Origin of the sequence: Polynucleobacter sp. HIN7, assembly GCF_030297595.1 — a bacterium.
Lineage (GTDB): Bacteria > Pseudomonadota > Gammaproteobacteria > Burkholderiales > Burkholderiaceae > Polynucleobacter.
The window spans coordinates 1,068,775-1,084,007 of record NZ_AP028138.1 but is presented as its reverse complement, the minus strand read 5'-3'; the positions used below and the strand labels follow the sequence as shown (position 1 = coordinate 1,084,007).

The 15,233-nt window shown below is 46.7% G+C and carries 16 protein-coding genes; 13 read left to right on the top strand and 3 right to left on the bottom strand.

The genetic code is table 11. The annotated features are described in order from the left end of the window. Positions 1-12: 12 nt before the first annotated feature. Together QUE64_RS05735 and QUE64_RS05730 are read right to left on the bottom strand one after the other, a co-directional pair. Entirely contained in the window at positions 13-951 is a 939-nt protein-coding gene (locus QUE64_RS05735; protein WP_286224928.1) for a hypothetical protein, read from the bottom strand. Continuing rightward, entirely contained in the window at positions 948-2,252 is a 1,305-nt protein-coding gene (locus QUE64_RS05730; protein WP_286224927.1) for a glycosyltransferase family 2 protein, read from the bottom strand. The genes QUE64_RS05735 and QUE64_RS05730 overlap by 4 nt, the downstream gene beginning before the upstream one ends. Positions 2,253-2,399: 147 nt before the next feature. Between QUE64_RS05730 and QUE64_RS05725 the strand changes: the two genes are divergently transcribed. From QUE64_RS05725 to QUE64_RS05685, 9 genes are all read left to right on the top strand, one after another. After that, the gene (locus QUE64_RS05725) at positions 2,400-3,575 is read left to right on the top strand and encodes an HD domain-containing phosphohydrolase (protein ID WP_286224926.1); all 1,176 of its coding nucleotides are present in this window, start codon (positions 2,400-2,402) and stop codon (positions 3,573-3,575) included. Next, positions 3,572-4,414 carry a GGDEF domain-containing protein gene (locus QUE64_RS05720; RefSeq protein ID WP_286224925.1) on the top strand — a complete coding sequence of 281 codons (843 nt, stop codon included), beginning with the start codon at positions 3,572-3,574 and terminating at the stop codon, positions 4,412-4,414. Before QUE64_RS05725 ends, QUE64_RS05720 begins: the two co-directional genes overlap by 4 nt. A gap of 110 nt (positions 4,415-4,524) precedes the next feature. After that, a complete protein-coding gene (locus QUE64_RS05715) occupies positions 4,525-6,231 on the top strand; it encodes an amidohydrolase (RefSeq protein ID WP_286224924.1) in 1,707 nt (568 codons plus the stop codon). Positions 6,232-6,250: 19 nt separating this feature from the next. Next, positions 6,251-6,496, top strand: coding sequence for an EF-hand domain-containing protein (locus QUE64_RS05710; protein ID WP_286224923.1), 246 nt, complete (start codon positions 6,251-6,253; stop codon positions 6,494-6,496). A gap of 119 nt (positions 6,497-6,615) precedes the next feature. Then, positions 6,616-8,001, top strand: a complete 1,386-nt coding sequence (locus tag QUE64_RS05705) for an APC family permease (RefSeq protein ID WP_286224922.1) — start codon at positions 6,616-6,618, stop codon at positions 7,999-8,001. A gap of 110 nt (positions 8,002-8,111) precedes the next feature. Continuing rightward, complete coding sequence (locus QUE64_RS05700) at positions 8,112-9,626, top strand: cryptochrome/deoxyribodipyrimidine photo-lyase family protein (RefSeq protein WP_286224921.1); 1,515 nt, start codon at positions 8,112-8,114, stop codon at positions 9,624-9,626. A gap of 100 nt (positions 9,627-9,726) precedes the next feature. Continuing rightward, positions 9,727-10,068: a hypothetical protein gene (locus QUE64_RS05695; RefSeq protein ID WP_286224920.1), complete on the top strand. Its 342-nt coding sequence runs from the start codon at positions 9,727-9,729 to the stop codon at positions 10,066-10,068. Between the two features lie 11 nt (positions 10,069-10,079). Further along, positions 10,080-11,318 (top strand): DASH family cryptochrome, encoded by a 1,239-nt coding sequence (locus QUE64_RS05690; RefSeq protein ID WP_286224919.1) that lies wholly within the window; start codon positions 10,080-10,082, stop codon positions 11,316-11,318. Further along, positions 11,319-12,305, top strand: a complete 987-nt coding sequence (locus QUE64_RS05685; protein WP_286224918.1) for an NAD(P)/FAD-dependent oxidoreductase — start codon at positions 11,319-11,321, stop codon at positions 12,303-12,305. On the opposite strand, the gene QUE64_RS05680 is transcribed toward QUE64_RS05685, so the two are convergent. Beyond that, complete coding sequence (locus tag QUE64_RS05680) at positions 12,306-13,001, bottom strand: SDR family NAD(P)-dependent oxidoreductase (protein ID WP_286224917.1); 696 nt, start codon at positions 12,999-13,001, stop codon at positions 12,306-12,308. Between the two features lie 45 nt (positions 13,002-13,046). Between QUE64_RS05680 and QUE64_RS05675 the strand changes: the two genes are divergently transcribed. The 4 genes from QUE64_RS05675 (at position 13,047) to QUE64_RS05660 (ending at position 15,223) form a co-directional block, all read left to right on the top strand. Next, positions 13,047-13,301: a TIGR03643 family protein gene (locus QUE64_RS05675; protein ID WP_286223121.1), complete on the top strand. Its 255-nt coding sequence runs from the start codon at positions 13,047-13,049 to the stop codon at positions 13,299-13,301. Then, a complete protein-coding gene (locus QUE64_RS05670) occupies positions 13,267-13,683 on the top strand; it encodes a DUF4149 domain-containing protein (protein WP_286224916.1) in 417 nt (138 codons plus the stop codon). Before QUE64_RS05675 ends, QUE64_RS05670 begins: the two co-directional genes overlap by 35 nt. A 100-nt stretch (positions 13,684-13,783) precedes the next feature. Then, positions 13,784-14,671, top strand: a complete 888-nt coding sequence (gene htpX / locus QUE64_RS05665; protein ID WP_286223119.1) for a protease HtpX — start codon at positions 13,784-13,786, stop codon at positions 14,669-14,671. Positions 14,672-14,806: 135 nt separating this feature from the next. Continuing rightward, positions 14,807-15,223 carry a MarR family winged helix-turn-helix transcriptional regulator gene (locus tag QUE64_RS05660; RefSeq protein ID WP_286223118.1) on the top strand — a complete coding sequence of 139 codons (417 nt, stop codon included), beginning with the start codon at positions 14,807-14,809 and terminating at the stop codon, positions 15,221-15,223. Positions 15,224-15,233: the final 10 nt, after the last annotated feature.

The following is a 15,233-nucleotide window of genomic DNA, read 5'->3' as shown; positions in this document are numbered from 1 at the left end:
TCGCTACCATTCTTAAAAAGGGAAAATCAGTTCAGCCATAAAGTAGCGGTAAAAATAATTGGGGCCCAAAAAGCCCGCTGATTTGCCATATCCTGCTTTTGTTCGTAAGAATACATCATTCGCATTGACAGGGCTCGTGAGCGCTAACTCATAGAGTTGTGTAGTTGTACTGGGGCCTTGATCAATGCTTTGCTGCCCTACACCAGCAGTGCCATTGATCATCCAGCCTTGGATACGCTGACGCATCCCCAAGGCTACCATGGATTCGTTATAACTATCTGGGTTGAAGTAGTTGTTCGCGACATTGGTATTGGTATCGCGATACTGGCGGTATCGCAACTGCGCTGTAATGCCGTAATCGGGAATCAGATCGTAAATGATTCTGGCACGCAGGGTGGGGCGGGTATTGGTGTCTGAGAAGTAGAGATTGCCCCCGAACAATACAATGCTTAGCCGCTCCATGACTTGCTGTTCAATGCTAATTCCGCCCATGGTGTAGTAAATACCATTAATCAGAGAGTTTTGGGTTTCTACTCGATCCCGAAACACCATAATCTCTGCCCGCGTAGTGTCAGTCAGCATGGTGGAGTAATTACTGTCAGTCGTCAGCAATTTATAGCCGCCCTCCAAGTTGTAGCCAAGGTTAAGGTTATAACCGAGGCCGTTGCGTGGATTAATTTTCTTGGTTACTAACGTATATTGCTCAGCGGTGGAGTTCCAATTACTTTGACTAAAGTAATTGTGTTGGTATTGCAGTCCAGTGTAGTTATCGGCATTCTGATATAGAGGATAGATGCTAGCTTTGTACTTATGAGTTAAAAAGCCCTCACTATCGGACGATACATACACTTCTGGAATTGATATGGCATGTTTTGGCTTGAGAGTTGCATCTTGAGCGCCAACCTGCGTTGTTAGGAGCAATAGGATGAATCCGCCAAGCAGTCTGATCATTTGGTGCCCCAGTGCTTACGAAGATTAAAAATCTCGCTGACATATCCCCAAACACAGGCCGGTTGCAACACCATGCCATAGGCCAAAACATAGAAAATGAAACCAAGATAGTTTTTTCGGATATGAAGATTTTCTTGAACAAACATGGCTTTACTACGGTTATACATCACAATATTGAGTAGAAATGCCATCGGAATTAGGGCAATGGTCATTGGGCCCACGATCCAGTAAATACCGAAGCCAGCAAGGATTAGTCCGGGAATAAAGCCAAAGGTGTAGGCCACATCAATGATTGGGAAGAGGGTGTTCCACCAAATGTAAAGGGTGCTTTTTTGAGCCTTAAAAAGAATGGGCCAATTTTCTTTAAAGGACTCAATCAAACCTCGCGACCAGCGTCGACGTTGATTTACAAATTTCATTAACGTATTTGGGCAGGTTGTGAATGCGCAGGCATTCTCAGCGTGACCTACTCGATAGCCCGCTAGCAGTATTTTCCAGGTCAGCACAATATCTTCACCCACCTTATTTGGCCAGCCCCCAAGGGTCTCAACAGTCTTGCGGTCATAGAGTGAAAAAGCGCCCTGTGCGACTAAGGTTCCCTGAAATAGTGACTGAACCCGCTTTATCGAAGCGATCCCTAAAAAGTAATCCCATTCCTGTGCTTTAGTAATCCAGTTCTCCCGTGAATTCCGAATCAAGATTTCGCCAGCAACTGCGCGAGTGTTGCTAGGATCCGACAAGTAGCGTCCCACGAGGTGACGCAATGCATCTTTTAATAAGTAGGAGTCTGCATCAATTGTGATCACAATATCTGTCGTGCATTCCTTTAGCCCACGATTGAGCGCATTGGCTTTCCCCCCATTTTTTTGTAAATCAATCAACTGGAGCTGGGGATGATCGGGCATAAACCGACTCACGATAGTAGCCGTATCATCTCGGGAGCCATCATTAATCACAATGACATGGACCGCATTGGGATAGTCCTCTTGAAAAATACTATTCAGTGTCGTTGCAATGTCAGAAGCCTCGTTATAGGCTGCAATCAAAATCGTAATGGGAGGGTAGTGCTGTTCCTGTAAGATAGGTGGGCGCTTATCAAACAGCAAGGAGCTAACCACAAACGCATTCATGTAGCCCGGAATAATGGCAATAAATGAGATAAAGAAAATAGCGAGTGGCCAGCCAATAACCTGAGAAAGATCTTGGTACCACGGTAGTGATAACCAAATCGAGATTACCATCCAGGCAAGTGCCGCCATGAGGCAGATCACGTATTTGGCTTTGATTGTTTGATAAGCCATGAATTCAGGTTAACACGCTGCTCTGGATCATTATACAAGAGCCTGACTTAATTACGCATGTATGGCGATTTTGATTGACTTATCCATCGAAATTAGTAGTTTCCAGCGTATCATTGAACTTTAATCCAATGAATAGGTAGTCAAGCGTTGGAAAGTCTTAATGATCTGCAGAAGCAAAACTGGGCGCTACTTGCGTACGCGAAGGCATCCTCTGCTTTAGTTCACTCGAACAACCGGGATGAGCTCATCGAAGGTGTTTGTAACGCAATCGTTAATCAATCACCTTATATACTGGCTTGGGTTGGTCTGGCTATGCATGACGATCTAAAAACCGTTCAGTTAATCGGTACGCATGGCGCAGCAGCAGATTACGCCAAGGGAATTGATGTGAAATGGTCGCCTGACACATCAGGACCCACCGGTCTTTGTATTCAAACCAGTTTGCCTGTTTTGATTGCGGATTCTGAGAATGACCCTCGCTTTTTACCTTGGCGAGAGCGCTCTAAACTATATGGCATTCGCTCAGTGATTGCTGTTCCAATTAAAAACCATGAACCCCAAGCAATTGGTGCGCTTACGGTCTATGCCAATCTGCCAAATGCGTTTAGTGAGATTGAGGTTCAATTATTTGAGAGTTTGGCTAAAGAGATTGGCTTTGGACTCGCGGCTATTGAAAAGCAACGCCTGCTTGATGAAGAAATCACCAAGCGCGAACAATTAAATACTCAATTAGTTGATTCCTTAAAGGCAACCATTGAGGCAATCTCAAAAACAATGGAATGGCGAGACCCCTATACAGCAGGACATCAAAAAAAGGTCGCCTTACTATCCCAAGCAATTGCAAGAAAATTGGGTTGGGGGGAAAAGAGAATAAAAGGACTATATCTTGCTGCACTAGTTCATGATATCGGGAAGATTGCTACGCCTGCCGAAATTTTAACAAAGCCCTCAATGCTCACTGAGATAGAGATGACTTTAATCAAAGAGCATCCAAAGACCGGATACAACATACTCAAAGATATTCCATTTACATGGCCGATTGCACAAGCGGTTTATCAGCACCATGAGCGCCTTGACGGAAGTGGCTACCCTAATAAATTATCTGGAGACTCAATTATCCCGGAGGCGAAAATATTAGCTGTTGCTGACACGATTGAGGCGATATCCTCTCATCGACCATATCGTCCTGGTTTAGGATTGGAAAAAGCAATCCTTCAAGTTAAGGCTGAGGCGGGTAAAACTTTAGATCCGGCTATCTGTGAGGTGGCATGCCAACTGCTTGAACAAGATGAATTTCAAAAAATAATGGCACCAACCGAATGACACATAACATCGTCGTAAGTTTGTATGTCATATCTTTATTGTTTCAGATAATAGCGGTTTATTTTTCTTTTCAGCTTTTTCGCAAAGCAACCATTTACCGAATCCCCTGTTTATTTTTAATGTTGGGATTTTTGATGATGGCGTTAACACGAATACATCCTTTGGTGTCGCCTTTGGAAGGTAAGATTTTTAATGAGATTGATGCGATAAAGGCAGTAGTAATTTCAGGGCTCATTATGATCGGCATGTATTACATGATTCGGATCTATACATCACTGGAAGATCAAGGTCATATTTTCGAGCTCGATGCCAAAACAGATGCTATGACAGGTGCCTTAAGACGCCAAGAAACCTTTCATCGCTTGGAGCAAGAGATCAGTCGTAGTTTTCGTAATCACCAGCCATTAGCGCTCGTCATGATGGATATTGATCACTTCAAGTTTGTGAATGATCGCTATGGGCATTTGGTAGGAGATGTTGTGCTAAAAAATTTAGTCGCTTTCTATCAAGAGGGATTGCGTGATATTGATATCTTAGGCCGGGTTGGCGGTGAGGAGTTTTTGGTAATCCTGCCAGCTACCAATGAAGCTGATGCTCTTGAAATTGCTGAGCGTCTTCGTAAAGCATTACAGGATCACGTTATAGCACGCGTCAATCATGAGCCAATAAAAATCACAATTAGTAGTGGAATTTCTATTTTCGATCCTGAACAAGAGCTGGATTTAATCCACAAGGACTTAGCAAATAAATATTTTCAGCAAGCTGATTTAGCAATGTATCGGGCTAAGCAGAGAGGGCGAAACCAAAGCGTAGTTTGGTCGGACTCTGAAAGCGCCTAGTTTTATAGCAAATAAGTGATATTACTACTTTAAATAATCTTACATTGTGATAAAAATATCGCTAATTTCACCGTGAAATTATTTCAGAAAAATCATACTAGGAAGAATCAATGACCTTATTTCGAAAAATACTCACCATTGCTCTAATAAGCTTTGCCTCTTTATCCTTTGCGAAAGGTAATGCCGACACCATTTTTTATGGTGGCCCGATTGTGACCGTCAATCAGAAAAATGAAGAAGTTCAAGCCTTGGCAGTTCAGGGTGGCAAGATTGTGGCGGTGGGCAACAAAGATGCGGTCATGAAAGATTGGCAATCCAAAACGACGCAGTTGGTGGATCTCAAAGGCCAAACCTTAATGCCCGGGTTTGTGGAGCCTCATGTGCACATCATTGTGACCTCGGTCTTTGAGGGCTTGGGACTAAATCTCAGTAATTTCAACTTACCATATGACACCAAAGAGACCTTAATCGCCAAAATGAAGGCGCATCTGAAAAATGTGCCCAAGGGTGGTTGGCTATTTGGTTTTGGTGTCGATCCATCGCGAACTTCTCCATTCATGGCCGAGCTCACCGCAGATGATCTCGACAAGGTCTCCAAAGATGTACCCATCTTTATCGTCAATCAATCAGGTCATATTGGCTACGTAAACCGCAAGGCCTTTGAACTTGCTGGCATTACTGATAAAACCCCAAACCCGAAGGGTGGCGGTATTTATGTGAAAGATGCGAATGGCAAGCTGACTGGTAAGTTAGTTGAGCCACCATCGTACTTGCCATTCATGGCCAAAATGCCTAACCCTTCGGAGGCCGAGTTGACAGCGGCAATCTTGGCAACGATGCGCAAGATAGCTTCGGTTGGCGTGACCACCGCCTCGGAGATGAGCGTGGGCGGTAATTTTGGGGTTGATCAAGAAATCGCCATTTATAAAGGTCTTTTTGCCAAGAATCTGTCACCGATTCGAGTCCGGGGTTATTTGTTTAGTGAGGCAATGCCACCTGGATACAAAACCATTAAGCCGAATGATGGTGATGATCGTTTGCGCTTTATCGGTATCAAATACATCTCGGATGGCTCAACCCAAGGTTTAACCGCCGCGCTGCGCGAGCCCTATACCTATCCGAAGGGAAGTTCTTGGAGTGGGGCACTGAACTTTAAGGATGACGAAATCTACCAATCGATGAAGTCTTACTTTGATCAAGGTTGGCAAATCTCAACCCATTCCAATGGTGATAAAGCAATCGATCAAACGCTCAAAAGCTATACCAAACTGCTCTCTGGTAATTCTAAGCCACAAGATCGACGCTTACGCATCGAGCACTTTACGGTAAACCATCCTGAACAGGTCAAGCAAACCGTGAAACTTGGGGTGATTCCAAGCTTTACGATTGGTCATGTGGATTATTGGGGTTCGGCTTTTTATAACCAGCTTATTGGTGCAGATCGAGCCAAACGTATTGACCCGGCCGGTGAGATCAAGCGGGCTGGCGGCAAGTTCACCTTGCATAGTGATACCCCAGTCTCCAATGTGGGACCACTGAACTACATTACTGAATCGGTTACCCGTATGTGGCAATTACCACCGAGTAAAGCATTGGGTCCTGATCAAGCTATTTCAGTTGATGATGCAATTCGAGCAATCACCATTGACGCTGCCTACCAGATCTTTGCTGATCAATTGGTTGGTAGCCTAGAAGTTGGTAAGCAAGCCGATTTGGTAATTCTGGAAAAGAACCCACGCAAAACCAAGCCTGAAGAGATTCGTAATATTAAGGTCATGTCGACCTGGATCGATGGCAAGCAGGTCAGTTTGAAGTAATTACTGAAGGATCGAGTTCATGAAGAAAGCCGCATTCTCTTTAATCATGCTTGCAGCCATTGGTACGGCATACGCTCAAGAATCAAGAACTGATCGTGAGATTGATGAGCGCTTTGCAGCCGCTGATAAAAATAAGGATGGCAAGTTGACCTTAGAGGAAGCAAAAGCCGGCATGCCAAGAGTGGCAGCTAACTTCCAACGTATTGATACCCAGAAGAAGGGCTATGTAACCGCCGCAGAAATTAAGGCAATGGCTGATCGTTAATTTTTTGGGTGAGTAGCCAACATCTTTTTTGATTCTTCAGTGCAATTAGCCAGCTAACTGAGGCACCCTGGTGGGTAGCTCTACAATATTGGCTTTTCATTAAGCCTTGAAAGTTGAGCATGTCTGTACCCGATGAACTATCTAAAAATACCCTAGGTAGTTCTGAATCCATCATTATGGGTATTGCAGGAACTGCCCCCGCATTTAGTGTGGCGGTAACCACTGCAGCGATTGTTTCTTCGGTAGGGGAGCTTTCGGTTGGTAGCGTGCTATTTTGCGGGCTCATTATGTTTGGCATTGTCTTAGCCTTCATGAACCTAAGCAAAATTACTGCTAATGCGGGTGCTGCTTATGCATGGGTGGGCCACGTATTTGGACCCAATTGGGGATTTTTTACTGGTTGGGGTCTTTTGGTGGCTTCGGTATGCTTTATGGTGTCGGCAACGATTCCAGCCGCTAGCTCCACACTGTTATTAATTGCGCCAAGCTATGTTGAGAATACCCATGCCATTGCAGCTGTTGCAGCGATTTGGCTGACACTAATTACACTTTTGGTGGCTAGGGGAATCAAGCACTCCAGCTATGTACAAATTAGCTTCACAATCATTGAGGCAACTATTTTGATTGCCATTATTGTTGGCGCATTTATTCAATACTGGGATGCCCCGGTGCGCATGCCAACGTTGCAGTGGATTTCGCCATTGTCATTCTCTCCAGGACTATTCGCGACAGGCGCCTTAATCGCAATTTTCTTCTTCTGGGGATGGGATGTCACGATGAACCTAAGTGAGGAGAGTAAATCGAGTCAGGGTCATGCATCTGGTGCGGCAAGTACCGGTGCCTTTTGGTCTGTGATCAACATGATTCTCTTTTTCTCGATCATGATGGTAGTGGTCTTGATTGTATTGACGGACGATGAGATTTCAAGTGCCAATACTAATGTCTTATTCGCAGTTGCAAGCAAGCTATTTCCGGAACCATGGAACTATCTTGCTGTCTTTTGTACGATTTTGAGTACAGTTGGAACAATCGAAACCCAAATTCTGCAATTTAGTCGGAGTTTATTCTCGATGTCACGGGATGGCATGATGCATCCTTCCTATTCAAAAATTCATCCAGAGTGGCAAACGCCATGGATTGCAACCCTGGCAATCTGGGTTTTAGGACTTTTGCTGTTATTTACTTCATCGTATATGCCGACCGTGAAATCGATCCTCTCAAGCTCCATCATGGCGATTGGATTTCAAATTTGTTTCTATATGAGTCTTGCGGGTTTTGCATGTGCTTGGTACTACCGCTCTCAATTAGTCAATGGGCCAAGTCGTGCAATTGGCTATGTCATCTGGCCATTTCTATCAGCATTATTCATGGTCTTTATTGCGATCTACAGTGCCCAAACTTTTGATTTTCTGACTAATCTCATTGGCTTAGGTGGTCTTGCTCTTGGTTTTATTCCTCTGTATCTCAATCGAATCCGCAATCGTCAACGCTGTTTATCTAACTAATAATCCATTGAGATAATTGAAGGATCAACCCCAGTATCGATGGTTTGGTAACCAACACAATTTTTACTTCAATGCTATTGTTATCACTCTGTCTATAAGAGTGATTTGTCATGAGTTATCAGCTCGTTTGGTTTAAGCGTGATCTGCGTTGGGAGGATCATGCCGCCTTAGCACATGCGGCAAAGCGCGGACCGATACGCTGTATTTATGTGATTGAGCCGAGCCTCTGGCAGCAGCCCGATATGGCTTTAGGGCATTTTGGGTTTATTGCCGAGTCGCTAAGGGATCTCGATGCAGAACTCCGTAAACATGGTGGTGGCTTGGAGGTGTTTACGGGAGAGATGCTTGAGGTTTTGGAGCGCTTGTGGAAATCCCAGCCTTTTGCTGCAATCCATTCGCATGAGGAGACCGGTAATCAATGGACGTATGATCGAGATCGATTCGTGTCGCATTGGTGCGCAGATCATCAGATTGCGTGGCATGAGTATCCGCAGTTTGGAGTGGTGCGACGCCTAAAGAGCCTTAATGCCTGGCAGTCGGCTTGGGAGCGTCATATGGCTAGCCCGCCAGAAAAAACTCCAACACTTTCATTCTGGAATCCCGCGATACCATCTTTGTCAGCAATCAAAGCTCCAGCACATCTTCGGCACGACCCACCACGGCGTCAGCGAGGAGGGCGTCGTCTTGCACTCAAGACCTTAGATGATTTTTTGACCAATCGCAGTCAAGGCTATCGAGGTGGAATCTCATCGCCTTTAACGTCCCCGCAAGCATGCTCTCGTATCTCGACCTATCTTACCTATGGTTGTCTGAGTATGCGTGAGGTGGTGAGTCGCACCCGCGCCAGAATCACGGAAGAGGGGATTGCAGCAAGGCAAAAAGCGGGCTTACGAGCGTTTCTGAGTCGACTGTATTGGCACTGCCATTTCATTCAAAAGCTCGAGAGTGAGCCCGAGATTGAGTGGCGCAATATGCACCGCGGCTACGATGGTTTGCGTGAGAATGACTTTCATCACGAGCACTTTGAGGCATTGAAGATGGCACGAACCGGTTGGCCGATGGTCGATGCATGCGTGGTAATGTTGCGCGAGACCGGTTGGCTCAACTTTCGGATGCGCGCGATGTTAGTCTCGGTCGCGGCTTACCCGCTATGGCTACATTGGCGCCCCGTAGGCGAATGGTTGGCTACCCAGTTTTTGGATTACGAACCTGGGATTCATTGGAGTCAATTGCAAATGCAATCCGGCACTACTGGTATCAATACCACCCGAGTCTATAACCCGATTAAGCAAGCGATGGATCATGATCCTACTGGGGAGTTTGTGCGCACTTGGTTACCAGCGATGCGCAAAGTGCCCGATACCTATCTCTTTGAGCCCTGGAATATGCCCCAAGCTCTGCAAGAGCAACTTGGCATTCGGGTGGGGGTTGAGATTCCGCTACCGATTGTGGATTTGGCGATTGCTACCAAAGAAGCCAAGTCACGCCTGTATCGGCGCCGCCAGCAGGCTGAAGTCAGAATTGCCAAGCAAGCAGTACTAGAAAAGCACGGCTCTCGCAAAACGATGCATCGGACCAGGGCAAAGACCGCTCCCGCAAAGGCACAACTGGGCTTTGACTTTTAATGATCTGTTCTAAATAGTATGGTTGAAAGTGAGGGCGATGAACCCTCTGCATAAAAAAGTGGATTTTGGTATGCTGGACTCATCTTTTTGAAAGCCATCCATGAAATTGATCCCAATCCTCGCCACTGTCTTGAGTAGCTTGTTGCTTGTCACGTCTAGCCCGAGTCTAGCTACGGTTAGCAGCGACCCGATCGCTAAAAGCTGTATTAATCAGCAGCTACGTAATCATCAAAACGTCAAGAATCGAAGCCTTGAGGCCAGTGACTTTAGTAATTACTGTACCTGTGTCGCGCGGGTAGTGCGTAATTTAGCCAATGATCAACAATTGAGTGAGCTTAATTCATTGACCAATCAAGCCAAGCCCGAGTGGCTCAAAGCGATCGAGCGCAACGCTCAAAAACAGTGCATGGTAGATCCCAGCGCTAAGCTACAGTCAACTTAAAGCATTTCATCGTGGGTTGTTCAATCTATTGGTTTAGAGCAGACCTGCGTCTTCTTGATAACCCCCAGTTTGTAAACGCCTGCCAGAACTCTCAAAACCTCTTACCGATTTTTATACTCCCCCCGCAAGAGCAAACACCTTGGGGGTTTGATCGAATCAGTAAAGGACGCCTTGCATGGCTGCACCAGAACCTTCGTGACTTAAGAAACTCACTAGAAGAGAAGGGCTCAACCCTATTCGTTCTGGAGGGTGACTCAAAGAATGTCTTGCCAGCACTTTACAAAGAGATTGGTGCTGATGCACTTTATTGCGAAGTGATCGCCGCTCCTGAAGAAGGGCAGGATATTTTGGAATTACAAAGAGCAGGACTAAATATACACACCCAATGGCAATCGACGATGCTCGATCCTCAAACCCTGGGCATGGATATTGGCGAGCTACCGGATGTCTTCACTAACTTTCGACAGTGGGTTGAAAAGCGTCGCCTCAAGTTTGCCGAGCCAGTAACGATCCCTCAAGCGATTCCACCACTGCCATCCAGGTTGCCACCCCAGGATCAAATTCAAGAGAGTGCCGTCACGCTCTTTGTGAATGGTGGTGAGTCCCATGCTTTAAGACATCTCGAACAATATTGCGAGCGACGCTTACCTGATACCTATAAAGAGACCCGAAATGCCTTAAGTCAATTTGATGCATCGAGTAAGTTCTCACCTTGGTTGGCGGTCGGATCGATCTCTGCGCGCACGATTGCTGGGCGGATTCATCAATATGAAGAACAATACGGGGCTAATGATGGCACTTATTGGCTTTGGTTTGAGCTGCTCTGGCGTGATTACTTTCGCTTTCTGATGCTTAAATACGGTAAACGCTTGTTTAGTCCAAAGGGATTAAGTCAGCGTGCACCCAACACCTTTGACCCCGAATGCTTTTATCAGTGGTCTACCGCTACTACCGGTGTTGATCTCATCGATGCGGGTATGCGGGAGCTGGCTGAGATGGGTTTTCTATCGAATCGCATGCGCCAAATTGTGGCGAGTCACTGGATCTATGCCATGAACGGTAATTGGCAGGCGGGGGCAGCCTGGTTTGAGTCCTGCTTGATTGACTATGATGTCTATAGCAATCAAGGCAACTGGTTGTATATCGCGGGTCATGGTACCGACCCAAGGGGTGGTCGAGCGTTTAATGTCGCCAAACAGATTGCGCAATATGATGCAGATGGTTCTTATCGAAAACGCTGGTTGAGTTAAATGACTACTATTAAAAAACGGGTTGCCATCATCGGTGCGGGGATTGCTGGTCTATCCTGTGCCCAAGAATTGCAAGCTCATGGCTTTGCAGTCACCCTCTTTGACAAGAGCAAAGGGGTAGGCGGTCGCATGAGCCATCGCTATTTTGGTGATTGGGAAGCCGACCATGGTGCCCAGTACTTCACAGCGCGTGATCCTCTGTTCCAGAGTGAAGTCACTCAGTGGGTAGAAGCTGAGGTTGCAAAACCGTGGTCAGGTCGGATCGTGACCCTCCATCATGGCAATGCCATCGATAAACCCTCGGATGCGACGCGCTATGTAGGTATTCCGGCGATGACCTCGCCAGCCAAACACTTAGCACAGAATTTGAATGTGCTGACCCAACATACGGTAGTGGATCTGCATCGGATTAATGATCTCTGGAAAATCACCACCAAAGAGCATGGCCAACTCGCTGGGGCATTTGAGTATCTCGTACTAGCGATTCCGTCGGTGCAGGCTGAACGCCTGATTGGTCAATACTCAGCATCCTTAAAAGCGATTTGCCAGGAAGTGGTGATGCTGCCCTGTTGGACTCTCTTGGCCTATTTAAAAGAGCCGCTCAATCTTTCTTTTGATGGTGCTTTTGTGGAGGACAGTTTGTTTTCCTGGTTGGCGCGTGATAACTCCAAGCCCGATCGTCCCATATATGAGGCCTGGGTTGCACAAGCGAGTCATGCTTGGTCATCAGAGCATGTAGATCGCACTCAGTTTGAGATCGAGCCCATTTTGATTAAAGCATTTCAGGAGCTGACTGGGGTGGAGCCCGATTTGCACCAAAGTCATTTATGGCGCTATGCCAAACTTGAGGAAGCCAATAAACGAGAGTTTGCCCTTGATCCATCGATTGCAGTGGGCCTCTGTGGTGACTGGTTAAAGAACTCCACCGTGGAAGGAGCTTGGTTGAGTGGCTATCGCCTTGCGGAGCAACTAAAGCAGATTCTCTAATTACCAGGGAATCACTTCGCCACTGTAGGACACAAAGCTTCCAGAGTTCTCGGCACTCACTTTTAATAGAACGGTTAGGATTTCATTGGCGGCTTGTTGAGGGTCGCGACCAATTTCTTCACCCCGAAACGGTTTGGATAAATTGGAGTTCACGGTACCAGGATGGATCGCAATCAAGGCAACCTTTGGCATGGTGCGTTTGAGCTCAATCGCCGCAGTCTTAATCAACATATTGAGAGCTGCTTTCGAGGATCGGTAGCTATACCAACCTCCTAAACGGTTATCGCTGATGCTGCCCACCTTAGCTGATAGGGTGGCATAAATAGCACCCGCTGGATTTAAGAGCTTCGTGAACTGGCTGATGGTCAGCGCTGGCCCAATAGCGTTTACCAAGAACTGCTCTTGGAGTTGTGCGGCTCGTAGATCTGCCAAGCGCTTTTCGGGAGAAACGTTTTGATTATGCAAAACCCCAATGGTGTTAATGATCAGATCAAAGGGCGCATGAACTACTAATTGCTCTGCTGCCAAAGTAATCGAGTTCGGGTGAGCGTAATCGATGGATGGCTCAGATCCACGATGGATCCCGACCACCTCGGCGCAGTTAGAGTGCATTTGGAGGGCCGATACCAAGGCAGAGCCAATGGTTCCGGAGGAGCCAATTACAAGGGCCCGAAACGGTTTTTGGAGCAAGGACATGCGGCGACTGTACCTGATTTTGTAAATTCGTGTTTAATCCAATGCATGCACACACTTAATCCATCTGAGCTATCGCGTATCGTCGAAATGGCCTGGGAAGACCGCACTCCCTTTGAGGCAATCCATGCGCAATTTCAGTTGAGCGAACCCGAGGTCAAGGCACTTATGCGCAGTGTCTTAAAGCCGAGCTCCTATCGTCTATGGCGCGCGCGAGTCACCGGACGACAAACCAAGCATCGGCAATTGCGCGACCCTGATGTGCAGCGTGCTTATTGTCCAACCCAATACAAACACAAATAAATCGATGAATCCTAATTTCAGTCTTTATCTCGTTTCCGCCATGATCGGCATCATGGTGTTCTTCACCATCGCCGTGGCACCGACGGTATTTAAGGTGCTGCCTCAAGAGTGGGCGAGTAAATATGTACGCAATTTCTTTCCTAAGTACTACGCCTTCCTAGGAGCAGTCTCGATCATTGCCTCCTTCTTGGCGAACGACACGCTTAGCATGGGTTTATTAGTAATATGTGCCGCCTTATTCTTTATCTCCCTATGGGTTCTTACGCCCGCCATTAACCGCGCATCGGATCAAGGGCAGAAGAAGAAATTTGGGATCTTGCACGGCTTGAGCATAGTGATCAACTTTATCCAGCTCGGGAGCTTTGTTTATCTAGTTTGGTGATACAACCGATAATTCCCCTAAAAATAGTCAACCAATTTGTTTTCAGCACATTTAAGAAATTCCTGATAGCGTAGCCCTATTGTCATAAGGAGTATTACGCATGAAACGTATTTTTCTGTTCCTAATCACCAACATTGCCATCATGTTGGTGATCACGATCATCATCAATATCTTTGGCTTAGGCCAGATCTTGGATGAGCAGGGTGTTGGGCTCGATCTGACCTCCTTGCTGATGCTCTCGGGAGTGGTGGGCTTTACGGGATCATTTATTTCCTTAGCTCTATCTAAAACGATGGCCAAGCACTCCACCGGTGCCTATGTGATTGAGCAACCCCGTAACGAGCAGGAGCAGTGGCTCGTAAATACAGTAGCTCGGCAAGCCAAGGAAGCAGGTATTGGCATGCCCGAGGTGGCAATCTACGACTCACCAGATATCAATGCCTTTGCAACCGGGATGATGCGCGACAGTTCCTTGGTGGCGGTCAGCACTGGCTTATTACGCGGCATGACCCGCGATGAGGCAGAAGCAGTACTGGCCCACGAGGTAAGCCATGTGGCCAATGGCGATATGGTGACCTTGGCGCTGATTCAAGGGGTGATCAATACCTTTGTCTTCTTCCTGTCTCGCGTAATCGGTCACATTATTGATCGGGCGGTCTTTAAGACCGAGCGTGGGCATGGTCCTGCTTACTGGATCACTACCATCATTGCGCAGTTGGTCTTGGGTATCTTGGCCAGTGCGATTGTGATGTGGTTTAGCCGTCAGCGGGAGTACCGTGCCGATGCCGGCGCAGCCTATCTAGAAGGTAAACAGAAGATGATTCGGGCATTGGAACGCCTGCAGAAGTCGATTAACGAGCCTCATTTGCCTGAGCAGTTAGAAGCCTTTGGAATTTCAGGTGGTATGGGCACTGGCCTTAAGCGTCTTTTCATGAGTCATCCGCCATTGGATGAGCGTATTGCCGCCTTGCGCAATATGGCCGATTAATCCTGGGTGGTTGGCGGTTTACCGCCAACCATCACATTTCATCAAAAGTAATCAATTTCCCCAGAAAAACTGGTGGTATTCAAATAGTCTGTACTCGTACTAAAATAGTACGCATACAGACTAATTGGAAATACCATGAGTTACCTTCGTTTTATCCGCAGCCTCGCCAGTACCTACCAAGCCTTTGAGGCCTACTCGACCAAGCACATTAAGGGAATGGGGCTCACTATGACCCAGTTTGATGTGATTGCTACTTTGGGTAATCAGCCGCCGATGACCTGCAAGGAGTTGGGTGAGAAGACCTTGATCTTGAAGGGCACGATGACGGGCGTACTCGAGCGCTTAGAGCAAAAGGGCTTGATTACAAAAATACCCAATGCGGAGGATGGCCGCAGTTACCGAATTGGATTGACCAAAGCGGGCGAGCGCCTTTTTAAGAAAGCCTTCCCTGAACATGTGCAGTATTTAGAGCAGGGCTTTGCCAAGTGCAGCACGAAAGAGCTCAATCAAACCATCGAAGCCTTAGACCGAATTCGTAGTCAGTTTATTTAATTCCAATTAA